The 25,605-nt window shown below is 41.9% G+C and carries 23 protein-coding genes; 21 read left to right on the top strand and 2 right to left on the bottom strand.

The genetic code is table 11. The features are described from left to right. The first annotated feature begins 143 nt into the window (after positions 1-143). The 3 genes from tkt to DKW60_RS14015 all read left to right on the top strand — a co-directional run bounded on the left by tkt (position 144) and on the right by DKW60_RS14015 (position 4,058). Entirely contained in the window at positions 144-2,147 is a 2,004-nt protein-coding gene (gene tkt / locus DKW60_RS14025) for a transketolase (protein ID WP_109838286.1), read from the top strand. Between the two features lie 24 nt (positions 2,148-2,171). Further along, the gene (locus DKW60_RS14020) at positions 2,172-3,362 is read left to right on the top strand and encodes a phosphoglycerate kinase (protein ID WP_109838285.1); all 1,191 of its coding nucleotides are present in this window, start codon (positions 2,172-2,174) and stop codon (positions 3,360-3,362) included. A 144-nt stretch (positions 3,363-3,506) separates the two neighbouring features. Further along, complete coding sequence (locus DKW60_RS14015) at positions 3,507-4,058, top strand: Uma2 family endonuclease (RefSeq protein ID WP_109838284.1); 552 nt, start codon at positions 3,507-3,509, stop codon at positions 4,056-4,058. A 9-nt stretch (positions 4,059-4,067) separates the two neighbouring features. Here the strand turns inward: DKW60_RS14015 and DKW60_RS14010 are convergent, their stop codons facing one another. After that, positions 4,068-5,768, bottom strand: coding sequence for a bifunctional sulfate adenylyltransferase/adenylylsulfate kinase (locus DKW60_RS14010; protein ID WP_109838283.1), 1,701 nt, complete (start codon positions 5,766-5,768; stop codon positions 4,068-4,070). 333 nt (positions 5,769-6,101) lie between these two features. On the opposite strand from DKW60_RS14010, the gene rfaH reads away from it, so the two are divergent. The 10 genes from rfaH to DKW60_RS13960 all read left to right on the top strand — a co-directional run bounded on the left by rfaH (position 6,102) and on the right by DKW60_RS13960 (position 16,626). Continuing rightward, entirely contained in the window at positions 6,102-6,617 is a 516-nt protein-coding gene (rfaH, locus tag DKW60_RS14005) for a transcription/translation regulatory transformer protein RfaH (RefSeq protein WP_109838282.1), read from the top strand. 152 nt (positions 6,618-6,769) lie between these two features. Continuing rightward, positions 6,770-8,140 (top strand): phosphomannomutase CpsG, encoded by a 1,371-nt coding sequence (gene cpsG, locus DKW60_RS14000; protein WP_109838281.1) that lies wholly within the window; start codon positions 6,770-6,772, stop codon positions 8,138-8,140. Further along, positions 8,137-9,564, top strand: a complete 1,428-nt coding sequence (locus DKW60_RS13995) for a mannose-1-phosphate guanylyltransferase/mannose-6-phosphate isomerase (RefSeq protein ID WP_219988763.1) — start codon at positions 8,137-8,139, stop codon at positions 9,562-9,564. The genes cpsG and DKW60_RS13995 overlap by 4 nt, the downstream gene beginning before the upstream one ends. Before the next feature lie 22 nt (positions 9,565-9,586). Continuing rightward, the gene (gmd, locus tag DKW60_RS13990; RefSeq protein WP_109838280.1) at positions 9,587-10,684 is read left to right on the top strand and encodes a GDP-mannose 4,6-dehydratase; all 1,098 of its coding nucleotides are present in this window, start codon (positions 9,587-9,589) and stop codon (positions 10,682-10,684) included. Then, positions 10,653-11,609 (top strand): GDP-L-fucose synthase family protein, encoded by a 957-nt coding sequence (locus DKW60_RS13985; RefSeq protein ID WP_281271855.1) that lies wholly within the window; start codon positions 10,653-10,655, stop codon positions 11,607-11,609. Before gmd ends, DKW60_RS13985 begins: the two co-directional genes overlap by 32 nt. 6 nt (positions 11,610-11,615) lie before the next feature. Further along, positions 11,616-12,572 carry an FAD-binding oxidoreductase gene (locus DKW60_RS13980; RefSeq protein WP_109838279.1) on the top strand — a complete coding sequence of 319 codons (957 nt, stop codon included), beginning with the start codon at positions 11,616-11,618 and terminating at the stop codon, positions 12,570-12,572. Between the two features lie 18 nt (positions 12,573-12,590). After that, complete coding sequence (gene rfbF, locus DKW60_RS13975; RefSeq protein ID WP_109838278.1) at positions 12,591-13,376, top strand: glucose-1-phosphate cytidylyltransferase; 786 nt, start codon at positions 12,591-12,593, stop codon at positions 13,374-13,376. Further along, positions 13,369-14,439, top strand: coding sequence for a CDP-glucose 4,6-dehydratase (rfbG, locus tag DKW60_RS13970; RefSeq protein WP_109838277.1), 1,071 nt, complete (start codon positions 13,369-13,371; stop codon positions 14,437-14,439). Before rfbF ends, rfbG begins: the two co-directional genes overlap by 8 nt. Further along, complete coding sequence (gene rfbH, locus DKW60_RS13965) at positions 14,426-15,742, top strand: lipopolysaccharide biosynthesis protein RfbH (RefSeq protein WP_109838276.1); 1,317 nt, start codon at positions 14,426-14,428, stop codon at positions 15,740-15,742. Before rfbG ends, rfbH begins: the two co-directional genes overlap by 14 nt. Then, complete coding sequence (locus tag DKW60_RS13960; protein ID WP_109838275.1) at positions 15,742-16,626, top strand: NAD-dependent epimerase/dehydratase family protein; 885 nt, start codon at positions 15,742-15,744, stop codon at positions 16,624-16,626. The genes rfbH and DKW60_RS13960 overlap by 1 nt, the downstream gene beginning before the upstream one ends. 54 nt (positions 16,627-16,680) lie before the next feature. Here DKW60_RS13960 and DKW60_RS24690 read toward each other — a convergent pair whose 3' ends face one another. Further along, positions 16,681-16,824: an IS1 family transposase gene (locus DKW60_RS24690; RefSeq protein ID WP_109838274.1), complete on the bottom strand. Its 144-nt coding sequence runs from the start codon at positions 16,822-16,824 to the stop codon at positions 16,681-16,683. A gap of 97 nt (positions 16,825-16,921) precedes the next feature. On the opposite strand from DKW60_RS24690, the gene DKW60_RS13950 reads away from it, so the two are divergent. The 8 genes from DKW60_RS13950 to DKW60_RS13915 are packed head-to-tail and all read left to right on the top strand — an operon-like array spanning position 16,922 to position 25,605. Then, a complete protein-coding gene (locus DKW60_RS13950; protein WP_109838273.1) occupies positions 16,922-17,788 on the top strand; it encodes a glycosyltransferase family 2 protein in 867 nt (288 codons plus the stop codon). Next, positions 17,788-18,765 (top strand): phosphotransferase family protein, encoded by a 978-nt coding sequence (locus DKW60_RS13945; RefSeq protein WP_109838272.1) that lies wholly within the window; start codon positions 17,788-17,790, stop codon positions 18,763-18,765. The genes DKW60_RS13950 and DKW60_RS13945 overlap by 1 nt, the downstream gene beginning before the upstream one ends. Positions 18,766-18,779: 14 nt before the next feature. Continuing rightward, the gene (locus DKW60_RS13940) at positions 18,780-19,979 is read left to right on the top strand and encodes a lipopolysaccharide biosynthesis protein (protein WP_109838271.1); all 1,200 of its coding nucleotides are present in this window, start codon (positions 18,780-18,782) and stop codon (positions 19,977-19,979) included. Beyond that, positions 19,976-21,010 carry an EpsG family protein gene (locus DKW60_RS24685; protein WP_109838270.1) on the top strand — a complete coding sequence of 345 codons (1,035 nt, stop codon included), beginning with the start codon at positions 19,976-19,978 and terminating at the stop codon, positions 21,008-21,010. Before DKW60_RS13940 ends, DKW60_RS24685 begins: the two co-directional genes overlap by 4 nt. Further along, positions 21,003-22,352, top strand: a complete 1,350-nt coding sequence (locus DKW60_RS13930) for a nucleoside/nucleotide kinase family protein (RefSeq protein WP_109838269.1) — start codon at positions 21,003-21,005, stop codon at positions 22,350-22,352. The genes DKW60_RS24685 and DKW60_RS13930 overlap by 8 nt, the downstream gene beginning before the upstream one ends. Further along, on the top strand, positions 22,349-23,578 hold the full coding sequence (locus DKW60_RS13925) for a glycosyltransferase family 4 protein (protein ID WP_109838268.1): 1,230 nt from the start codon (positions 22,349-22,351) through the stop codon (positions 23,576-23,578). Before DKW60_RS13930 ends, DKW60_RS13925 begins: the two co-directional genes overlap by 4 nt. A gap of 22 nt (positions 23,579-23,600) precedes the next feature. Next, on the top strand, positions 23,601-24,803 hold the full coding sequence (locus tag DKW60_RS13920; protein ID WP_109838267.1) for a glycosyltransferase family 4 protein: 1,203 nt from the start codon (positions 23,601-23,603) through the stop codon (positions 24,801-24,803). Between the two features lie 25 nt (positions 24,804-24,828). Beyond that, complete coding sequence (locus DKW60_RS13915) at positions 24,829-25,605, top strand: WecB/TagA/CpsF family glycosyltransferase (RefSeq protein WP_109838266.1); 777 nt, start codon at positions 24,829-24,831, stop codon at positions 25,603-25,605.

Raw genomic sequence — 25,605 nt, 5'->3', positions numbered from 1 at the left:
TGAATATGATTATCACTTGATACAGTGTCGAGAGCACTAACCATAGCCGATGTTTCTACTGAATGCATTTTTTCAATGAATTTTTATGTTTGGGTGTTAATATTGCTGCTATTTTTTAAGACTCTTCCAGATTGGAGATTTTCATGTCATCCCGCACAGTATTAGCTAACGCCATTCGCGCCCTTAGTATGGACGCAGTACAACAAGCAAATTCAGGACACCCTGGGGCACCGATGGGGATGGCTGATATTGCAGAAGTGCTTTATAACGACTTCATTAATCACAACCCAACTAACCCATCATGGGCAAACAGGGATCGCTTTGTGATGTCAAACGGACATGCATCAATGCTGCCATATTCAGTCTTACACCTCACAGGCTATGACTTGCCAATAGAAGAAATCAAAAACTTCCGTCAACTGCACTCTAAAACACCCGGACATCCAGAATATGGATACGCACCTGGTGTAGAAACAACTACCGGACCACTGGGGCAAGGTGTCAGTAATGCGGTCGGTATGGCACTTGCAGAAAAGGTTATGGCGGCTCAATTTAATCGCGATGGACACGACATTGTTGATCATTTCACCTATGTATTCTTGGGTGATGGTTGTTTGATGGAAGGTATCTCACATGAAGTTTGCTCCTTGGCGGGTACACTTAATCTTGGCAAACTGATCTGCTACTACGATGATAACGGTATCTCAATCGATGGTGATGTTGTTGGCTGGTTTGCTGATGATACCCCTAAACGCTTTGAATCTTACGGCTGGCAGGTCATTCCTGATGTTGACGGCCACGATGCTGATGCGATTAAAGCTGCAACAGAAGCTGCCAGAGCAGACCTCAATAAGCCGACTCTGATCTGCTGTAAAACTGTGATCGGTAAGGGGGCACCTAACAAAGGTGGAGGGCACGATGTACACGGCGCTCCATTAGGTGCCGACGAGATCGCAGCAACACGTGAGGCAATCGGTTGGAATTATCCTCCATTTGAGATTCCGGATGAGGTTTATGCTGGTTGGGATGCAAGAGAAATAGGCGCAGTCGCAGAAGCAAGCTGGAACGCAAAGTTTGAGGCCTACGCCGAAGCCTATCCGACAGAAGCGGCAGAGTTCACACGTCGTATGACGGGTGACTTACCCGAAAACTGGGAAACTGCTGCTAATGATGCCATCAAAAACATCGCTGAACAGGCAATCTCACAAGCTACACGTGCTTCATCAAAAACAGCACTCAATGCCTTCGGTCCTTTGCTGCCTGAGTTCCTCGGTGGGTCAGCTGACTTGACGCCATCAAACAACACCTTCTTCAGCGGAAGTAAGTACATCAACTCCGCGCATGGTCCAGAGCAAGACTTTAGCGGTAACTACCTCTCATATGGTGTGCGTGAATTCGGCATGAGCGCCATAATGAACGGAATTACACTGCACGGTGGCTTGATGCCATACGGCGCGACCTTCCTAATGTTCTCGGAATACGCCAGAAATGCACTGCGCATGGCAGCACTGATGAAGATCCGCAGTATTTTTGTATACACACATGATTCTATCGGTCTTGGCGAAGATGGCCCAACACATCAAGCCGTTGAGCAAATCCCAACACTCCGCATGATTCCAAATATGAATGTATGGCGTGCTTGTGACGCAGTTGAATCCGCTGTTTCGTGGAAGTCAGCTATCGAAGCGAAAGATAGCCCGTCTTGCCTGATCTTCTCTCGCCAAGGCTTGCCACATATGGAGCGCGACGAAGCAACACTGGCGAACATCAGCAAAGGTGGATACATCCTGAAAGATACTGACGGAACACCTGATGTTATTGTTATCGCGACAGGTTCTGAAGTTCAGTTAGCCATGGATGCTGCTGAGCAATCAGACAAAAAAGTTCGCGTGGTATCCATGCCATCAACTACTGAGTTTGATAAGCAAGATGCAGTCTACAAAGAGTCCGTACTACCAAGTGCGGTGACTGCAAGAGTCGCGGTTGAAGCGGCAATCATGGATGGTTGGTATAAATACGTTGGTATGAATGGTGCAGTTGTAGGTATGACTAGCTTTGGTGAGTCAGCACCGGCAGAAGAGCTATATGAATACTTTGGTATTACCACCAAAGCAGTATTGGCAGCGATTGATGACGTTGTAGCATAAAGATTGGAATCTGAGGGAATATTTATGTCTATTGTTAATATGACTGATTTGGACCTGTCCGGTAAGCGCGTGCTAATCCGACAAGATCTTAATGTGCCAGTCAAAGATGGGAAAGTAACATCCGCGAAACGTATTGAAGCGTCACTTCCTAGTCTAAAGCTCGCGCTTGAGGCTGGTGCCAAAGTAATGGTGATGTCTCACTTGGGTCGTCCAACTGAAGGGCAGCCTGAAGAACAGTACTCACTGAAGCCAGTGGCGGATTATATGACTGAAGCACTCGGTCAGTCTGTCGCATTGGTGTCAGATTATCTGGAGAATGCGCCTGAGCTGGAAGACGGTCAGATCGTCTTGCTGGAGAATGTTCGTTTCAATGCCGGTGAAAAAAAGAACGACGAAACATTATCACGTCAGTACGCCAGTTTGTGTGATGTGTATGTGATGGATGCATTTGGAACCGCGCATCGTGCGCAAGCTTCTACCTATGGAGCATGTGAGTATGCGCCCGTTGCCGCAGCAGGGCCTTTGCTGGCCGCTGAGTTAGATGCATTGGGCAAGGCGCTGGATAATCCGGCGCGCCCAATGGTGGCGTTGGTTGGTGGCTCTAAAGTGTCTACTAAACTAACAGTATTAGAGTCTTTATCTAAAGTGGTTGATCAACTGATTGTGGGTGGTGGTATTGCTAATACCTTTATCGCGGCGGACGGCCATAATGTGGGTAAGTCATTATATGAAGACGACTTAATCGATACCTGTAAAAGTCTGAGTGCAGCTGCAGAAGCTAATGGTGGAAATATTCCAGTACCAATAGATGTGGTGTGTGGAAAAGAGTTTTCAGAGACAGCAGAAGCAACATTAAAGCCAGTTGATGAAATAGCAGATGACGATATGGTGTTTGATATCGGCCCTGAGTCTGCTAAGCAGCTCGCTGAGGTGATTAAAAATGCCGGAACGATTGTCTGGAACGGGCCGGTGGGAGTGTTTGAGTTCGATCAGTTTGGTGAAGGCACTAAAGCGATTGCGATGGCGATTGCAGAGTCTGATGGTTTCTCAGTGGCTGGTGGTGGTGACACGCTGGCTGCAGTTGATAAGTACGGTATTGCAGATAAGGTGTCTTATATCTCAACCGGTGGTGGGTCATTCCTGGAGTTTTTAGAGGGGAAAAAGTTGCCGGTTGTTGCGATGTTAGAGGCGCGCGCGGCTGAATCTGAAAGCTGATACTAGCGACCTAACAACACATAATTCTGATGTGCTAAAAAAGCGCCGCGAGAAGCTACTTTGCCAATCTCGCGGCGTTTTTCTTTTGGTGGTGGGGCGTTTGTGTGTCAATATTTAGGGTATCAGCAGCTCAGGAGGCTATTTGTGTATAAGTTACTGGCGGAAGACTTACCGAACTACACCTATGAGGACTATTATCTGTGGGAAGGCGATTGGGAGTTGGTCGAAGGAGTGCCTTATGCCATGGTGCCTGCGCCCGTTAAAATTCACCAGCAGCTGGTTGGTTACTTGTTTAAGTATGTGTCAGAGGCATTGGAACATTGCCCGGACTGTGATGTGTTGTTAGATGAGGACTGGAAGGTCAGTAGCCAAACCATCCTTAAGCCGGATTTGTCGGTGGTGTGTGGTGATGAGAATCCAAAGTTTATTAGTAAAACGCCTGATGTTGTGTTCGAGGTATTGAGTCCGTCAACCGCGAGGCGTGATGAGGGGCTGAAGTATCGACTCTATCAGGAAGAGGGCGTGCGTTATTATGTGCTGGTTTATCCGGATGAATTAGTTGCAAAGGTTTATCATCTGATCAATGGACAGTATCAAAAGGCAGCTGAATGTGATATCGACTTGTTTCAGTTTGATGGTATCAGCTGCCCTTTCCCGCTCAGTTTTGAGCGTGTTTTTCAGCGTTTTCGGAAGTGATTATCCGGGTTAGCTAATCAAGCCCATATTCTCAAGCTTCAGAATGATCTGATGAGCGCAGTGATCAACATCAACGTTCTCAGTCTCAATGCTTAGCTCAGGATTTTTCGGTACATCATAAGGATCAGAAATACCTGTGAACTCCTTGATCTTACCTTCGCGCGCAAGCTTGTATAAGCCCTTACGGTCACGACGCTCACACTCTTCAATAGAGGTGGCAACATGGACTTCAATGAAGGCACCGAAGGCTTCGATATCTTCACGAACCGCACGACGAGTAGTCTCATAGGGCGCTATCGGAGCACAAATAGCGATACCACCATTCTTAGTGATCTCAGAGGCAACATAACCGATGCGGCGAATATTTAAGTCACGGTGCTCCTTCGAGAAGCCAAGTTCAGATGATAAGTTCTTACGAACGATATCCCCGTCCAGCAATGTAACGGGGCGACCACCCATTTCCATCAACTTGACCATGAGCGCGTTGGCAATGGTTGACTTACCAGAGCCAGAGAAGCCAGTGAGGAATACCGTAAAGCCTTGCTTGGCGCGAGGTGGTTTAGAGCGGCGTAACTCCTCAACCACTGTGGGGAAAGAGAACCACTCAGGAATTTCAAGACCTTCACTTAGGCGGCGACGTAGCTCTGTCCCTGATATGTTCAGGATGGTGACATCGTCCTTGTCTTGTATTTCATCCGCTGGCTCATATTGAGCACGCTCTTGCACATAAACCATGTGTTTGAAGTCAACCATTTCGATGCCCATTTCATCTTGGTGGGCGCGGAATAGTTCTTGTGCATCATAAGGGCCGTAGAAGTCTTCACCTTGAGAGTTCTTTCCCGGACCCGCGTGGTCACGACCGATAATGATATGAGTGCAGCCATAGTTCTTGCGTATCAAGCCGTGCCAGATGGCTTCACGTGGGCCGGCCATGCGCATGGCGAGGTTGAGCAGGCTCATGGTGGTGGTGGATGAGGGGTATTGGTCGAGGATGGCTTCGTAGCAGCGCACGCGGGTGAAGTGGTCGATGTCGCCGGGTTTGGTGAGGCCAACCACGGGGTGAATGAGTAAGTTAGCCTGTGTATCTTTGGCGGCGCGGAAGGTGAGTTCCTGATGGGCGCGGTGCAGTGGATTACGTGTTTGAAACGCAACCACACGATGCCATCCAAGCTTGCGGAAATACGCGCGCAGCTCATTGGGAGTGTCGCGGCGGGCGCGGAAGTCGTAGTGTGCGGGTGGTTGGATGCCGGTGACGGGGCCGCCAAGATAGACATTGCCAGCGGTGTTGTGCAGGTAGTTGACGGCGGGGTGTTGGGTGTCGTTAGTGCCGAAGATGCTGGTGGCTTCGTGTTGCTTGTCAGGTATCCAGCGGTCGGTGACGGTGAGGATGGCTAGGATAACGCCTTCCTGATCGCGCAGTGCGATATCTTGTTGGATGTCGATGCTGCTGGCGAAGTGTTCGCTGACGTCGAGAGTGATGGGTATGGGCCAAAGTGAGTGATCGGCTAATCGCATATTACTGAGGATTGCGTTATAATCTTGTTCGTTGTTGAACCCCCGGAGTGGGTGGAAGCCGCCGTTCAGGAGTTGTTCGAGGTCGCAGATTTGTCGTGGGGTAAGATCCCATGAGGGTAGCTCGGCCGCTTCATATTTGAGTTTTTGGGCGCTTTCATAGGAAACGTAGAGTTCAGGGATGGGGGCGTGAAGCATTTGGGTGGTTCCTGAGTGTTGTTTGAGTGGCGAATACCTTATCAGAGTGGTTGTGTGGCGTGTAAGGATGGATGTTGCGTCTTGTTACGATCTTTTTTGCTATAGGTATCGGTTTAAGTGATGTTGGCTTCTGGGATGAGTTTGACCGCTTATCTGTAAGTTGGTAGATTACGTCATTATTCACGTATTGTTAATATTGCTGCAATAATAAAATCAAGTTGTGAAATCTTAATAATGAGACATGGTGACCGGGTTATTGATTGCTTGTTCATCTCTGGATTGGTAGTATTTCCGAAATTCATTGAATAATTTAAATTATTTTAGGGTGTCAAAATGGCTCAAATTAATAGTTCGGCTTGGTATGTGCTGACTAGTAAACCCCGACAAGAAGCCTATGCCGAGGAACAGTTAAATAATCAAGGTTATACAACTTACCGGCCCCTTGCGATGCGAGAGCGTCGTCGCAGAGGTAAGTTGGTGAAAGTGACTGAGTCTTTGTTTCCCCGTTATTTGTTTATTCAGTTGAACCGCGTGGATGATAACTGGGCGCCAATACGATCGACGTATGGGGTCTCCGGGTTTGTGCAGTTTGGTGATTATCCGTTGAGTGTGTCAGACGGGCTAGTTAGTGAGCTTCGGCAGCGTGAAGCACAATTTCAGGAAAAGGCGATAGATTTAGATCGCTTTCATCGTGGGGATCGGGTTATAATCACCAGCGGTTCTTTCCAGGGGCTGGAAGCGGTATTTGAGCGCTACAGTGGTGAGGAAAGAGCGATACTGCTGATGAATGTGTTGAATGAGCAGGCGAAGGTTACGGTTGCGCCGGCTGATTTGTATAAAATGGCTTGATAATGTGTCTCTGGGGATGATTCCCTGTTTTCAAATAAATAATTCTTTGATGCTACGAAAACATGGCAGGGCGGTAGCGTGCTTGGAGTGCTAAATTCGATTGGTGCGTTCATGGTTGTTGTGCTTCAGCTCAAAATTTCGAGTAAAAATACATGGATAAGTTAACGTGTTTCAAAGCCTATGATATTCGTGGAAGATTGGGCGAAGAACTCAATGATGATATCGCCTACCGCATTGGGCGTGCATACGGCACATTCTTAAGTGCTGGGAAAACCGTAGTTGTTGGCGGCGATGTGCGTCTTACTTCTGAGTCGCTCAAACTTGCACTGGCCAATGGGCTTATGGATGCAGGAATTAATGTTATCGACTTAGGCATGACTGGGACAGAGGAAGTCTACTTTGCGACATTCCATCTGTTTGTGGATGGTGGTGTTGAAGTAACAGCTAGTCACAATCCCATGGACTATAATGGCATGAAACTGGTTCGGGAAAGCGCCAAGCCGATTAGTGGCGATACAGGGCTGAACGAGATCCAACGTATCGCGGAAGCTAATGTATTTCCTCCGGTCACTCAACGAGGTTCTTTAACTCAAAAGTCTTGCTTGACGGACTATGTGCAGCACTTACTTAGCTATATTGATCCTCATAATTTTAAGCCTGTGAAGTTGGTGGTTAACGCAGGTAATGGCGCGGCAGGGCACGTTGTTGATGCGCTCGAAGCTGAATTTCAACGCATGCTGATGCCGGTTACTTTCATCAAGGTGCATAACGAGCCGGACGGTACGTTCCCGCACGGTATTCCGAATCCATTGTTGCCAGAGTGTCGTGCCGATACCAGCAGTGCTGTGTTAGCGCATAATGCTGATATGGGAATCGCCTGGGATGGAGATTTTGATCGCTGTTTTTTATTTGACGAAAACGGTGATTTTATTGAAGGTTATTATATCGTCGGTTTGTTAGCGGAAGCCTTCTTGCAGAAACAAACGGGCGCAAAGATTATCCATGACCCGCGATTAACGTGGAATACGGTGGATATAGTGCAAACCAACGGTGGTGTACCTATCCAATCCAAAACAGGACATGCGTTTATTAAAGAACGGATGCGGGCTGAGGATGCGGTATATGGTGGTGAAATGAGTGCGCACCATTATTTCCGAGATTTTGCATATTGTGACAGTGGTATGATTCCTTGGCTGTTGGTGGCCGAACTACTGTGTGTCACTGGTAAGTCATTGTCAGGCTTAGTTGGTGAGCGTGTAGCTGCCTATCCATGTAGTGGTGAAATCAATTTCAAAGTGAAGGATACGCAAGCGAGTATTGAGGTAGTCAAGGAAAACTTCGTGTCAGATGCGCTTGACATTGATAAGACTGATGGTCTCAGCATGGCATTTGCAAACTGGCGGTTCAACTTACGTGGCTCCAATACTGAGCCGGTGTTGCGTCTCAATGTCGAAAGTCGCAACGATGCTTCTCTGATGCAACAGAAAACACATTTAATTAGCAAAATAATTCAAAACACATGATGACACCTACAATTACACCCGTTATTTTATCTGGTGGCTCGGGTACGCGCCTCTGGCCTTTGTCACGTCAGTTACGTCCAAAGCAGTTTTTACCCTTGGTGGATGAGCTGACCCTCTTTCAAAATACCGTACAACGCTTGCAAGGTATCCCGAATCTGGAGGATGTTTTGGTGGTGTGTAATGAAGAGCACCGCTTTATGGTAGCCGAACAATTGCGTGAATTACAGCTGGCGCATCAAGGTATTTTGTTGGAACCAGTTGGACGTGATACTGCCCCTGCGCTTGCCTTAGCAGCGTTACACCTCACTCAGCAGGGGAAAAGCGACGCTTTGATGCTAGTGCTTCCGGCCGATCATGTGATTACGGATAACGACGCGTTTCACCAAGCAATCCAGCAGGCAGCACAGGCGGCGCAAGACGGTTATCTGACCACATTCGGGATTGTGCCGCAACGAGCGGAAACGGGGTATGGTTACATCCGGCAGGGTGAGAGTCTGACGGATTTAGATGCCAGTCGTGTTGCTGCTTTTGTCGAAAAGCCTGATGCTGGAACTGCGCAAACCTATGTCGATAGCGGAAATTACTTGTGGAACAGTGGGATGTTTCTGTTTCGTGTGGATCGATTATTAGCAGCACTTGAAGCGTATCAACCTGAGGTATTACAGGCTTGTCAGGCAGCACTTGCTGACCCTAGTCATGATCTGGATTTTATCCGTTTGAATACTGCGGCATTTACGGCAGCACCGGCTATTTCGATTGATTATGCGGTGATGGAAAAAACTCAAGACGCTGTCGTGATACCGCTCGATGCAGGTTGGAATGATGTTGGCGCATGGTCAGCAGTGTGGGAGGTGGGTCAGCAGGACGCTCAGCAGAATGTACTGCACGGCGATGTCTTAACACATCAGGCCAAAGGCAACTTAGTGCATGCAGAACATCGCTTGGTCACGTTAGTGGGTGTTGATGACTTAGTGGTGGTTGAAACCAAAGACGCGGTTATGGTGGCACACCGTGACAAAGTGCAACACGTCAAACATGTTGTCGGACAACTGAAAGACCAACAACGTAGCGAGGCTAGTATTCATCGCGAGGTCAATCGCCCTTGGGGTAGCTATGACTGCATTGATGAAGGTGGGCGCTTTCAAGTAAAGCGGATCGTGGTCAAACCCGGTGAGAAACTTTCTTTGCAGATGCACCACCATCGTGCAGAGCACTGGATTGTGGTTAACGGCACGGCAGAAGTCCGATGTGGTGATAAAACTTTGCTGCTGACAGAAAATCAATCTACCTATATCCCTCTAGGTGAAACTCACTCTCTCGGTAATCCTGGTAAAGTGCCTTTAGAAATCATAGAGGTGCAATCAGGGAGTTATCTGGGTGAGGATGATATTGTGCGGTTTGAAGATGTCTACGGGCGTAGTTAGGAATACTTATAGGTAATTACAAATGACAGGAATTAATAAAAAAGTCGCTCTAATCACGGGTGTCACTGGACAAGACGGCGCATACCTTGCGGAGTTTTTACTGGAAAAAGGTTATGTGGTACACGGCATCAAACGCCGCACCTCCTTGTTTAATACCGACCGGGTTGATCATTTATATCAAGACCCACATGAGACTGAGCAGCGCTTTGTATTGCACCATGGTGACATGACCGATTCTAGCAGCTTGGTGCGTATTATTCAGGAGGTGCAACCGGATGAGATTTATAACCTTGCGGCACAAAGTCATGTTGCGGTGAGTTTTGAAGAGCCTGAGTATACGGCTAACTCTGATGCGTTGGGTGCTTTGCGAATTCTTGAAGCCATCCGTATTTTGGGGCTCGAAAAGAAAACGCGTTTTTATCAGGCCTCTACCTCGGAATTGTATGGTTTGGTACAGGAAATACCGCAGAAAGAAACAACGCCTTTTTATCCGCGTAGCCCTTATGCGGTTGCCAAGATGTATGCTTATTGGATCACGGTGAATTATCGTGAGGCGTATGGGATGTATGCTTGTAACGGTATTTTGTTTAACCATGAATCTCCTAAGCGTGGTGAAACCTTCGTGACTCGTAAGATTACCCGTGCTTTGGCGCGTATTAAACTGGGGCTACAAGATTGCTTGTTTTTGGGCAATATGGATGCCAAGCGTGACTGGGGGCATGCGAAAGACTACGTGGAAATGCAGTGGTTGATGTTGCAGCAGGATAACGCGGAAGATTTTGTGATTGCTACGGGCGAACAATACAGTGTACGTGAATTTATTGAGATTGCTGCCAGAGAGCTAGGAATGCAGGTTCGTTGGGAAGGCGAAGGGGTTGATGAGAAAGGTTATGATGACAACGGTAAATGTATTGTGGCCGTTGATCCGCGTTATTTCCGTCCGACGGAAGTGGAGACCTTGTTAGGCGATCCGACGAAAGCTAAGGAGAAGCTTGGTTGGACTCCACGTACTTCATTTGCAGAGCTAGTGCAGGAGATGGTTCAGGAAGACCTACGGATTGCAGAACGGGATGAGTTGACTAAAAAACATGGCTTTAGTGCCTTTAATTACCATGAATAAAAATGCAAAAATTTTTGTTACTGGGCATCGTGGCATGGTCGGCAGCGCTTTGGTGCGTCGTCTGAAAGCAGGTGACTATACTAACATTATTACACGTTCGCGGCAGGAACTGGATTTACTCAATCAGGCGGCGGTGCATCAGTTTTTAGCGGATGAGCAGCCGGACTATATTTTTATTGCGGCGGCAAAAGTTGGTGGTATTCATGCAAATAATATCTATCGAGCTGAATTCCTATATCAAAACCTGATGATTGAAGCCAATCTAATACACGGAGCACATTTAGCAGGTATACAACGGTTGATGTTTTTGGGTAGCAGTTGTATTTATCCGCGTGATTGCCCGCAGCCTATTAAGGAAGAGTATTTGCTTACTGGAGCGCTGGAGTGCACTAATGAACCGTATGCGATTGCAAAGATTGCTGGGATAAAGTTATGTGAGGCCTATAACGCACAGTATGGGCGGCAGTACATTAGTGTGATGCCCACGAACTTGTACGGACCGAATGATAACTATGACCTGGAAAACAGCCACGTCCTTCCCGCTCTATTACGTAAGGCGCATGAGGCAAAGTTGCGTGGGGATAAGGAGCTAGTGGTGTGGGGGACGGGTACGCCACGGCGTGAGTTTTTGTATGTGGACGATCTAGCCGATGCTTGTGTGTTTTTTATGGAGAAAGACTATACAGGTTCAGTGCTCAATATAGGTACGGGACAGGATGTGACGATTCGGGAACTCGCGGAAACCATAATGGATGAGGTGGGTTTTACAGGGAGGGTTGTATTTGATGTTGGTAAACCAGATGGGACGATGCGGAAGGTTTTAGATGTAAGCTTATTGCACTCGTGTGGTTGGGCAGCTAAAACCAATCTAAAGCAGGGGATTCAAAAGACATATCTTGATTTTTCGCAACTAATAGAACCGTAAATTAATATGTACAATGTTACCCTCCAACCTTCACATTTATCTTTTACTGTAAGTGATGAAGAAACTATATTACAAGCAGCATTACGGCAAGAAGTTGCCCTACCCTATAGCTGTAAAACGGGAAAGTGCGACTCATGTGTAGCTATAGTAAAGTCTGAAGGCCAAAGCCCCAGTACCATCAAAACTTGTACCACTATACCTAGTCAAGACATGATATTGGAGCTTGAATTATTAACTGAATTAAATGACGTTCAAGTTAAGACATTACCATGCCGTATCGACTTACTCGAATACGCCAGTGAAGATGTCATTGTTCTGACACTGCGCTTACCGCCAAATCAAAGACTTCCATTTATTTCAGGTCAATACATTGATCTAATTATAGGTGATATCCGTCGTAGTTACTCCATCGCATCAACGGCACAGGCCGATAAAATTGAGCTACACATACGCAAAGTGGTGCAAGGTAAGTTTAGTCAATATTTATTTGAGCAAGCTAAAATAAATGATTTGTTACGGCTTGAAGGGCCCTTTGGAACATTCTTTAGGCGAAAAGCCAGTATCGTTACTAAGAGGCCTCTTATCTTTTTAGCGGGTGGGACAGGGTTCGCGCCTGTACAAAGTATGGTTCAATCTATCTTGGCGACGCAGGAAACTACGCCGATATGGATTTATTGGGGTAATCAAACAGCAGAGGGATTTTACAGTATACTACCCTCTGAATGGGCAAAAGGTTATGAATGGATAAATTATCATCCTGTTTGTTCTACACCTAGCTCTTCATGGCAAGGCAGAACAGGGTTAGTCCACCATGCAGTACTTGCTGACTTCCCAAGTCTCAGTTCAATGGATGTTTTCGCGTGTGGTAGCCCAGCTATGATTGAGGCGGCTAAGTCTGACTTTATTCAGGCTGGTCTTGTGCCCAGTTCATTTTACGCAGATGCTTTTCTCCCTTCAAACTAACAAAGAACAATTTAAACCATGAAAGCAGTTATATTAGCAGGTGGCTTAGGCACACGCTTAAGCGAAGAAACTATCACTAAGCCTAAACCAATGGTCGAAATTGGTGGAAAGCCTATTCTTTGGCATATCATGAAAATGTATTCTTCACATGGTATTCATGACTTCATCATTTGTTGTGGCTATAAGGGGTACTTCATTAAGGAATATTTTGCTAATTACTTTCTCCACCAATCGGACGTCACTTTTTCTATGAAAGATAATCGGATGGATGTTCATAAGAAACGTGCTGAACCGTGGACAGTTACGTTGGTTGATACGGGTGATAACTCAATGACTGGTGGACGTTTAGGACGTGTTGCCAGCTACTTGAGGGACGAAGAGTCCTTCTGTTTTACTTATGGTGATGGTGTCAGCGATGTTGATATTCAGGCAACAATCGCTTTTCACCAGCAACACGGTAAACAGGCGACACTAACAGCCGCTTTTCCTCCTGGACGTTTTGGGGCCTTAGAAATCAAGAATCAGCAAGTAAGGAGTTTCCAAGAAAAGCCCAAAGGTGATGGCGCAATGATCAATGGTGGTTTTTTTGTGCTGTCGCCTAAAGTACTTGATCGTATTAATGGCGATAGCTGTATTTGGGAACAAGAGCCTTTAATGGGGCTTGCTCAGGATGATCAACTCATGGCATACCAACACCAAGGCTTCTGGCAACCCATGGATACCCTGAGGGACAAATGTCATCTGGAGGAATTATGGCAAGCAGGACAAGCACCATGGAAAACATGGAAAGAAGCCAATGATTGACCAACGTTTTTGGCAAGGTAAACGAGTTTATTTAACAGGTCATACGGGGTTTAAAGGCAGTTGGCTTGCTCTATGGCTGGGGTCGCTAGGGGCGACCGTTAAGGGTTACGCATTAACGCCGCCGACTCAACCGAGCCTGTTTGAACAAGCACGTGTTGCTGAAAAAATCGAATCAGAGATTGGTGATATTCGGGACTTAGTACAGCTCACTGCCAGCATGGCGGCGTTTAATCCTGACATACTGATTCATATGGCGGCGCAACCCTTGGTCAGGCTATCTTATGAGGAGCCTATTGAAACCTACGAAACCAATGTGATAGGTACGGCTAAGGTATTAGAAGCAGCCAAAAGTTGCACTAGTTTGAAAGCGATTATTAATGTTACGACAGACAAGTGCTACGAAAATCGTGAATGGGTTTGGGGTTATCGTGAAAATGAGCCGATGGGCGGTCATGATCCCTACAGCAGCAGCAAAGGTTGTGCAGAGCTAGTAACTTCGGCTTATCGCCGCTCGTTTATGCAAGAGAAAGGAATAGGTTTGGCCTCTGTTAGAGCTGGTAATGTTATCGGAGGTGGCGACTGGGCAAGTGATCGGCTTATCCCAGATATTCTGCGGGCATTTGAGTTCCAAAAAGCGGTTGTCATCCGGAATCCATCCGCTACCCGACCTTGGCAGCATGTACTCGAACCTTTATCCGGTTATCTGTTGCTGGCACAACAACTTTATCAAGAGCCAGAAAGCTATGCTGAGGGTTGGAATTTTGGTCCTCATGATGAAGACGCTCAACCCGTTGAGTGGATACTTAATCACATGGTGTCGTGCTGGGAAGGTTCAAGCTGGACTTTGGATCAAAATGCTCATCCGCACGAAGCGGGCTATTTGAAACTTGATATTTCCAAAGCAAAAGCACGACTCGGTTGGCAACCCACTTGGCGATTGGATAGGGCATTGGCAAAAATTATTGAATGGCACCAAGCTTGGTTAAGTAAGCAAGATATGCAAGCTATTTGCCTTAGTGAAATTAATAAATACATGAGTGAAATGAAAAATGCAAAACACTAAAGCTTTAAGGGAAAAAATTGCAGAATTAGTTAGTGAATATGCAGCACTACAATACGCTGATAAACCATTTGAGCTGGGAACCAATATTATTCCACCTTCTGGAAAAGTGATTGGGGAGCCAGAGTTGCAATACATGGTTGAAGCCTCTTTGGATGGGTGGCTGACCACAGGTCATTTTAATGAAAAATTTGAGAAGCAATTGGCTGATTATATTGGTATTAAGCACCTGATCACAGTTAATTCTGGCTCATCGGCTAACTTAGTTGCATTTAGTACATTGACCTCCCCAAAGCTGGGTGAGCGAGCTATTAAGAAGGGCGACGAAGTTATTGGAGTTGCTGCTGGTTTCCCGACTACAGTCAATCCTATTGTGCAGTTTGGCGCCATTCCAGTTTTTGTGGATGTTGACCTAAAAACACATAATGTTGATGTTGAACTGATTGAGGCAGCGATTACTCCGAAAACTAAAGCTATCATGCTAGCGCATACTTTGGGCAACCCATTTAACCTAGCTAAAGTGAAGGCCTTATGTGACCAATATAACCTTTGGCTCGTAGAAGATTGTTGTGATGCGCTAGGTGCAAAGTATGATAATAAAATGGTCGGTACATGGGGAGATATAGCAACGCTTAGTTTTTACCCTGCACACCATATTACTATGGGAGAAGGTGGGGCTGTTTTCACCAATAATAATCAACTTATCAGTATCGCCGAATCATTCCGCGACTGGGGACGCGATTGTTATTGCAAACCAGGTTGTGATGACACTTGTGGACAGCGCTTTACACAAAAACTAGGGGATCTTCCTGAGGGTTATGATCACAAATATACCTATTCTCATCTTGGCTACAATCTAAAAATCACAGATATGCAGGCAGCGTGTGGCTTAGCGCAATTACAACGCCTACCAGAGTTTATTGCAAAGCGTATTGCCAATTATCAGTACTTAAAGGAACGCTTAGCAACTTTGACTGATTTCTTGGATATTGCTCAGGCAACTGACAATTCAACACCCTCTTGGTTTGGCTTCCCCATTACGCTGAAACAAAACACCGACACTAATCGTAATGACTTGATCAAATACCTTGATCAGAACAAAGTCGGTACACGCTTGTTGTTTGCTGGAAATCTTATCAGACAACCCTACTTCCAAAACTTACCATACCGTGTTGTTGGAGACTTAACCAATACTGATAACACGATGAATCAAACTTTCTGGTTGGGTATATACCCTGGGCTTAATAAAGAGCATCTTGACTATGTTGCAGACAAGCTAGAAACATTCTTTGGTGTAAACTTCTAATGTGCGAACAACAAACTATTTTGCTGACAGGGGCAACTGGTTTTTTAGGAAGCCACTTGCTTGAAGCTTTGTTGGAAAAAGGTCATAAAGTTGTTGTTCTAAAACGTTCAACTTCAAATACATGGCGCATCGAAAAACTTCTTCCCAGTACTGTCAGTTATGATGTAGATAAGCAACCATTAGAAATGGTATTTGAAGAGCAACGCATAAATAGCGTGATTCATACTGCCTGTGTTTATGGGCGCAAAGGTGAATCTATGCACCAAGTTGTTGAGAGTAATTTGTTATTCGGATTAAGAGTTTTTGATGCTTGTATAAAATACAATACAGATACTTTTTTTAATACAGATACTTTGCTACAAAAACATTTAAATATTTATGCACTATCTAAAAAACAATTTGTCGAATGGCTGGAGCAACAATGTGGTAATGTTCAGGTAATCAATCTAAAAATAGAGCATATGTATGGCCCAAGAGATGATACGAATAAGTTTATACCTTGGGTATTGTCACAACTTAGAGAAAATGTAACAGAAATAAAACTCACACAAGGCGAGCAGCGCCGTGATTTTATTCATATAGATGATGTTGTCTCTGCGTATTTAATCACTTTAGAAAAATCATCACGGCTACCAACTTTCTGTGAATTTGATGTTGGCACAGGAAAGTTGGTTACTGTTAGAAGTTTTTTAGAGCAATTAAAAAAAATATATGAAATAGAAATTAACCCAGTGGAAACAAAACTCTCTTTTGGGTCTATACCTTATCGCGAAGGAGAAATGATGACAGTAGCAGTAAATAACCAAACATTACTTAATTTAGGTTGGAGCCCTAAAGCTTTACTACACACAGGTCTAAAAAGTATTGTAAGGGAATACGCGTGAATTTTTTTATAAAGATTGTCGGGTCATGTATCAACCTTGTAGGTCACGTCAGGCTCATGGGCTTTTTAATGATGATGTATTTGGAAAACAATGACGACAACCTTTGCAAGGATATCGCTGCTTTCCAGTGAGTGATTTTCCGTTTCGATAATCACTTATACGGTTACAGGATTTACAAATAACGTCGATAACTGCCATAGAGAGTACTTAATCTTGTTACATCAATTGAAGTCGAGATTAGAGTAACTTTAGATATAGCGCTTATGGTATATGACCTTTAATTTGACAGACCGATATGAAATTTAAATATAGCATTGTTATTCCAACTTTTAAGCGTGAAAAGCTGTTGATAGAAGCACTTGAAAGTGCTGTTAACCAAAGATATTCCAAAGAGTTATATGAAATAGTAGTTTGTAATAATAACCCAGAAGAGGATTCTGTTGAATTACACATTAAACGGTGTAACACAAAATATATTAAATATATAAAGAATAAAAAAAATTTAGGCATGGTTGGTAATTGGAATCATTGTGTCAGACAAGCAAGTGGAAGCTTTATTGTAATGTTGCATGATGATGATATTTTGTGTGAAAATCACTTAGAGAAACTAGACCAAATAATTGGTAAAGATCATAGCTTAGACCCTTTAAATACAATAATAGGTTTTGATGTGAATATTTTTAGTGATTCAAAGTCAGTAAGGAAAGACGGTGTTATTACAGGTAGCGAAACTGTAAGTCATAGAAGTTTATTATGGAAGTGTCCATTTTCAATGACTGGGCTCACTATAAATAGGGTAATATTTGAAAAATATGGTTTCTTTAATGAGAGTTACTACTCAGCAGATCATGAGTTTTATTATCGTGTATCTCGACTAGGTGGGGGGTTGCTAAAAGTCTATGGTGATCTTGGAAATTATAGAATTAATAGTAATATATCGCTAAATAAGAAAACACTATTAGCCATGATAGTTGAGCAAAGAAACATATTTTCAAGTTCGAAAGAATACAGTCAAATCGAAAAAAATGCCTCTAATTTCTTACTAAAAATAAGAACTATTATCTTCTGGAAGAAAGGTATTAGGTTCTCTGTAAGGGAGATTATTGAGAGTCCATTATATGTTTTTTATATAATCAAAAGAAGAGTTGAGAGTAAGTTATAATGGAGAAAAAACTGTATCAGTTATCAAAGAAAGCACATGTTAGCGCTAATTTTTTTGATATATTCAATGTTCTTAAAGTTATTCCGTTTAAACTTATAGTCCGTCTCTTTAAATTTAAAGTCGAAAAATTGTCTATACCCCTCAGTATAGAAAATAATATATGCAATGATTGTAGCTTAATATGTGTATGGCATGGGGGAGAGCATTTTTTTGGGAAGGACACTTATATATACTATAATGAAAAAAAAGTACATATATATCAGAACTTAAAAAAAAGAAAAGCCAAAAAGTCAACTAAAGGTGTTTTTAGGTATGAAAAAGCGCTAAAAGAGAGTCTTAAAAAGGTAAGTTTCCAAATACCTAAAGTAATTGATAGTAATACATTGTATTTTGAAAGTGATGCGGGTTATAGAGAGCTTTTATTTTACTCTAAGAAAAATATAAAAAGAATTTTACGTATATCATTGGATATTTCCAGTGCGGCTTCTAGTGAAGTTTTTTTAGATAAATTATATTTTAAAAGATATTTGGGTTTGGTTATTTTGCATTCTAAAGATGGTGTTTTAAGGTCTATTAATAAAAATATAAGAAATGATCTTGTGGATATAATAAATAAACTTGGTAAAGATTATCGAATTAAATTAAATCTATCTCATGGGGATTTTTCCAAGTGGAATATATTGTTTAAAAAAGATGACATTAAATTAATAGACTGGGAGTGGGTGTCATTAAAAACACCTATGTATGATGCTTGTCACTTCTTGGATTCACTCGGGTGGTCTGCTTCAGAAATTTCTCATAAACTAAGTAAAGAGTTTGATGTTTCTGATGTAAATGCTGCCTTATATACAAAACTTTACTATATGGAAAAAATAATTAGATTTAGTTATATATCTATGATTTCCTATAATGTGAGCAGAAATCCGGACTCAAATGACATAAACTCTATTTACATTAAATATAAAAAGGCCTGCTGATGGATTAGTTAAAGATGTTTTTTAAAAAGTTTTCACTTGGTATGGTTAATCAGGCTATAACTAGCATTACATCATTTTTACTTGTACTGTTTTATATGGTACTAATGAGCAAGTCAGAGTTTGGATTATATAGTATTTTATACTCTGTTACACTACTTATAAGTAGTTCTATAAGCGCTCTTATTACAACCCAAGTTGTAATTTTTATTTCAGGTAAAAATGAAAGAAAGCATGAAGTTGTGTTCGAAGCAATAATATTGATACTTTTATTGATTGTAATACTTTTTTTGTTGTTGATTCCATTTGCATATTTATTTGATGTATATAGAATTGAATTATCTTTAGTTGCAGTTGCTTCTTTATTTCTTTCGATAAAAGAGGTTCTTACGAGATATTCATTTTTAGAAGAAAGAATTATTATCTGTGTTGAAGGAAGTATATTATCAGCTTTAATAGTGTTGATAGCATTATTTTTTTTTAAAGTAAAAAATTTGTCGGTTTGTGCAACAACTGGGTTACTTTTGTTTTGTTTGGTACAGGTGATCTCGACATTTTACATGCTATTAAGAATTAGACTCACCCTCCAGTTAGGTATTGTTAGTACTTATAAGTTGTTTCTTAAGTTGTTAATAAATGGTAAGTGGGCATTAGTCAATAACTTTTTCTATATTATAAGGTCGCAAGGGCATGTACTTTTAGCGTCATTTTTTCTGGTAACAGAAGATATTGCAAAAATTAGTGCGTCGAGAGTTTTTATTACCCCTTTTGTGATGATGATGCCGGTTTTATCTAATGTTTTATTACCATACTATACTAAATTAAGGTCTGAAAATGGTAAAGATAAAGTAAAAAAGCTCTCCTTGGTTGCACTTAAAGTTCAGATATTGGCTTACATTTTGTATTCTCTTTTTTTATTAGTTTCTGTTCAGTATATTTTGGATATGAATTACTTTGAGAAATATAAAGACTTGAGTTTTTTTGTTACTATTTGGCTGATTTATTTGCTTTTCTTGGTTGTAAGAAATAATATGGAGTTAATAATTTCTTCGTTTGGTAAGTTTAAAGAGCAATTTCAGTGCTCGATTTCTTCCTTTTTTCTTTCCATTCCATTTGTACTCATGTTTTTTAGTTATCTAGGAGGAGTAGGTGCGATAATGTCTAGTATTGTATTCGAAATATTTCTCATATATTTTTATAGATCAAAGCAGAAATGAATTTTTTTATTACTCTATGGTCACTAGCTCATGTGCTTTCGATTATATTAATATTAAAAAATACTAAATATTTTTATTCAGTAATCGTGCTGACTTTGCTTAGCCCGTTAATTCTTACTCAGAAGTTCACAGGCGATGTTCTAATTTCATATGTCTATCAGCTCGAGAGTCAGGCAGCAAACATAGATTACTTCTTTCAGCTTGTTTATAACGTGATAGGTTTTCTTCTGCCAAACATGAGTGTGACAGGTAAAATTATGGCACTGCAGTTGCTCATTAGTTTTTTCATGATTTGGTCGTATAAAGCAGTGCTACCAAAAGAGAATATTTTCTTTGTAGCATCAATTTGTATTTTAAGTGTTAGCCACTTTTTATCGACTGAGAATGTTCTTAGGCAAGGACTAGCAACTTGTTTTATTATTTTCCTAATTGTTAATTTCCGGAAGCGAAAATATTTTCGTAGTTTCTTTTTTTTGGTTGTAGCTCAATCATTTCACTGGAGTAGCGCATTATTTATTGTACCTATAGTAATTTACAATATTTTTAGAGAAAAGATTGAATCTAGGTTAATTAATAAGAAACAGATTTTTAAGATTAGACGGGTTTTCTTGTACTTGATTTATTCTTTTTTTGCTACGTTGGTTCTATATGTTATTTTTCCAGAGTATTTTAATCTTACTACAAGAAATAGTGAGGTTGATTCTGGGTTATCTAAAGTTTTGCCTTTGTTTTTTATCTATGTATTGAGTACTTATTATTGGATGATAGATAACTCATCAATCAATTTAGAGTTAAATATTTATCGAACTTTCTTCTTCGCGATATTTTTAATGCTTACGTTGGTAGATCAAACGGAAAGTGCATCAAGAATACTGTTCTTTAATTTCACTATTGAGGCCCTGCTGATTCTTTGTAATATTAGTGCTAAGAATATGAAGGTCAAACTATTATCAATTACAATCGTTGTTATATATGGCTTCGTGCCTAATGTTCAGACACTTTTGAAACAAATGGACTTATTTAATGGGTAGTACATCGGAAAGGCAATTTTTAGTTGGTTTTTTTGAGAAATTGAATGAAATAGGGGTTGTTTACTTTGTAATGAGAAATTACCGGAGTTTACCAGATAGTACTAACGGGAGTGATATTGATATTTTAATTAGTCCTGATAGTTATACCGATTTTATTCGTACTTTGAAGGTTTCTTGTGGAGAGTGTATATCTATAATTGGAAGCTCCAAGTCCAAAAGTTTTGAGAAGCTTACTTTGCTTGGAGCTGAGGGTAAAGAAAAATGGTGGGGTGTATGCTTGGATGTTAATATAGGGCTATATTATAAAGGTTTTCATATTCTGGATGATTTTAATGCAGTTAATGCATTAACTCATAGAGGGGTACATATATTACCAGATTATTTTTCAGTATTTTTGTGGTTTCTTAAAGAGCTTCTTAATAATAATAGAATAGTGGGCGAAGAGGTGAGAAAAAAGTTTCAAGAGAAGGAGCTTTTAAGTCTCAACGAAAATTGGGAAGAAATCAAAAGCTTATTTTCATGTATAGGAGCTTCTACAATCGCCGAGGTCAATACGGTTTTTCAACAGAGCTTGTTAGTGAATGGAAAGAGTGTGATCAGCTGTAGGTTGGAGCCCTCTTTCTTTAAAGCAAAGCTTAAAAAAAAGCCATATTTAATATGTAATTTTATGCTTGATTTTTACGATAAAATTAAAAGATATATGTCACCTTCAGGTAAGATAATTGCTTTAGTTGGTCCTGATGGTTCTGGTAAATCAACCTTGATAAAACAACTATCATCTGTTCTTAATGAGTCGACTCACAATGCAGTTGTAACACGTCATTTACGCCCTGGGCTACTCCCTCCTTTATCTAAGATGAAACGCCCTTTGTCTAGTATTGAAGATGCTATACCAGGAGTTCCTCAAATACCTCATTCTGAGGCCCCATCGGGTTTTATTGTATCTATTTTCAGAGTACTTTACTTGTATTTAGACTACATCATAGGTTATTGGATCAAAGATAGACCAATAATTGCAAGTAAACCTACAGTAATTATTTATGATCGTTTTTTTTATGATCTCATAATTGATCCTAAGAGATTTAGGGTGAATTCAGTATCCGGCATTATAAATTTACTTTTATTGACAATCCCGAAGCCTGATATTGTTTTTTATCTTAATGGTACTGCAGAAGTAATACACTCGAGAAAGCCAGAATTAACTGTGAGAGAGATAGAGAGGCAACTTAGCTCGGCAGAAAATTTATTTGAAAGTGATGGCAAGGCTGTAAAGGTGACGGTGGATGCAAGTGTTTCCTTTATAATAGACCGTATGCTAACGAGTTTCAGAGAATCACTATGAGAATTCTTATAAGTTCTTATGCTTGTAGCCCCTTTATGGGCTCCGAACCAGGGGTCGGCTGGGGGTTTGTCAATGCTTTGGCCAAGCACCATGAGTTATGGGTTATAGTTGAAGAAGAAAAATTTCGTAATGATATTGATAAGTATGTTTCAAAAAATCCTGAGATATTAAAGTCTGTTCATTTTTACTATATTAGGAAAAAGCGAAATCGTTTGCTGAGGAAGTTTTGGCCTCCGTCCTATTATTGGTACTATAGGCAATGGCACGTTGATGCCTTTAATTTAGGGAAAAAACTGCATTGTGAGGTTCAATTTGATTTGGTGCATCAGTTAACCATGGTAGGTTTTAGGGAGCCAGGCTATCTTTGGAAGCTTGGTGTTCCTTTCGTTTGGGGCCCCGTTGGTGGGATGGGGCTATTTCCATTACGTTTCCTTCCAGCTATGGGGTGGGGGGGGGGGTATTACCTTGCATATAACGTTGTCAACTTATGGCAGATGCATTTTTCAGTACGTCCCAGAATGGCTGCAAGAGTAGCAGGAAAGGGGTTGATTGCAGCAACACCAGAGAACCAACTAGGGGCTTTGAAGTATTGGGGTGTAAGTAGTGCGCTTATGTGCGAAGTAGGGGTTCCGCAAACGCCACTGAAACGGTTAGTGGTTGCTCGTGATCAAAATAAACCTTTGCGTTTAGTTTGGACAGGAGTTCATGTAAGGCGAAAGGCTTTGAATATCGCGTTGCGTGCATTAGCTACTCTATCCAAGGATCTGAAATGGGAGTTACATATTCTTGGTAAAGGTGTCTTAACAAAAGATTGGATATTGATGTCTAAGCGACTTGGTATTTATAATAATTGTCATTTTCATTACTGGTTAGAGCGTAGCGAGGTTCTGAAAGTAATGCTGGACAGCCACGTAATGTTAATAACCAGTTTACGCGATTTGACGTCAACAGTCACAGTGGAGTCGCTTGCATGTGGACTCCCTATTGTCTGCTTAGATCATTGTGGGTTTGCCGGTGTTGTTGATGATACATGTGGTATTAAAGTAGAAGTTACAACCCCCAATCAAGTGGTTAGAGATTTCGCAGCGGCTGTAACTCGATTAGCTACTGATGAAGCTTATCGTCAAAATATAGCTCATGGGGCTCAGCAAAAAGCAAGTGAGTTGTCGTGGGAGCAAAAGGCTATTGATATAAATAGCATTTACCAAAAAAAAACTAGCAGTTGAAGTTGATTAAGGGATAATGGTTATGAACATATTACTAACTCACAATTTTTATGGGTCATCTGCTCCTTCTGGTGAAAATCAAGTTTTTGAAATCGAAAAAAAATTACTAAAACGTAATCAACATGAGGTCAAAGAATTCACACGCCATAGTGATGAAATTCGCCAGCAAGGCATTGCTGGTATAATCAAAGGTGCGGCAGCAACCGCGTGGAATCCTTGGATGACGAAAGCGATTACATCAACAGTAAGTAGCTTTCAGCCGGATATTGTACACGTTCATAATACCTTTCCTCTGATTTCACCTAGCATTTTTCATGCTATCGGTAAAAAGGCAGCGCGTGTTTTAACCTTACATAACTATCGCCTGTTCTGTCCTAATGCTGTTCCTATGAGGAACGGTGATGTATGTACATTATGTATAAACCAGCGCTCTGTTATTCCTGCACTTCAACATGGTTGTTATCGAGGTAGTCGACTGGCAACACTGCCACTAGCTTTAAGTATCAGTTTACACCGTTACTTGAGGACGTGGGTAAAGCATGTCGATGCTTTTATTACATTAACCGAATTTCAGCGAGAGCTTGTGATTGAAGCAGGCCTTCCCAGTGAGTTGGTTCATGTTAAGCCTAATTTTTATCCCGGCTCTCCTATAAAGACAACTTGGGAGAAAAAAGAAAACTATGTCATTTTTGCAGGTAGGCTCACTTCTGAGAAAGGTATAGAAGCTCTTGTTAAGGCATGGTTGGTATGGGGAGAGGTTGCACCTATCCTAAAAATTTTGGGTGATGGCGAATTAAAACCTAGATTAGAGGGCTTAGTTTCAGCAGCGCGGTGTAAGACTATTCAATTCCTTGGGCAATTGCCACCTGACGAGGCTGAATGCCAAATTGCATTAGCCAAGCTTTTAATTCTCCCTTCGCAATGTTTTGAAGGGTTTCCTATGGTAATCCGCGAAGCATTTGCTTTCGGCACACCAGTCGCCGTATCCGATATTGGCCCCTTGCCGTCTATTGTCAAGCATGGTGTTCAAGGAGTCGTTTTTGAAGCAGGGAACTTAAGCTCATTGCTAAATGAAGTGCAAACAGTATGGCATGATCCAGAGGCACTAAAACAAATGGCTCATAATTCTCGGAATGAATATGAACGACACTATAATGAGGCAGCCAACTACAGGCGATTAATAGATATCTATAAGCAAGCTCAGCTCATGTCATCAAGAAAATAATTCAAAACCTTGAGTCACCCACGTTATGAAAAGAAAGATATGGAACATTGGATTTAGCGAGATAAGCAAAGAATCTGTTTTAACAGAGCTCGACCAACATATTGAGCATTCCAGCTCATGCAAATCAATCGCTTTCGTTAATCCTCACTCTCAGGTCACTGCGCAAAAGAAACCTGAACTGCTGAATAAAATCAATCAATTTGATTACGTTCTTTGTGATGGTATTGGTACAGAATTAGCCGCAAAACTCTTTAGAAAATACAATATTAAGCGCTTATCCGGCCCTACTTTTTTTAAATTACTGAGCAAAAGCCTCAATCGAGAAAACAATGAAGTTAGTTACTTTTTCTTAGGCTCAACAGATTATGTCCTAGCCAAAATACAAAATAATATGCATAAACACTACCCCAATGTTTCCGTAGTAGGCACATACTCACCACCGATGGGGAGCTTCACTGATCAAGAGAATGCTAGCATCATTCGACGAATTAATCAGTCAAACTGCACTGTCCTATGGGTAGGTATGACTGCACCAAAACAAGAAGAGTGGATAGCTGATAATCTATCCCTAATCAATGCCAAAGTAGCTGCTGGTATTGGCGCAGAATTTGATTATTTTGCAGAAACCAAAGTTAGGCCACCTCAATGGATCAGTGTAATGGGGCTTCAGTGGCTACATCGTTTGGTCACCCAGCCTAAAACATGGCAAAGAACTGTTCTATCCACACCTATATATATTACCAATGTCTTGCGCTATTGGTTTAAGACAAAAGGTGCTGGAGATAATTTAAAGGAGTCCTAG

The sequence above is a fragment of the Leucothrix pacifica genome, from assembly GCF_003172875.1.
Taxonomy (GTDB): domain Bacteria; phylum Pseudomonadota; class Gammaproteobacteria; order Thiotrichales; family Thiotrichaceae; genus Leucothrix; species Leucothrix pacifica.
Note: the sequence above shows the minus strand (reverse complement) of the source record. Positions and strands in the feature narration are given on the sequence as shown.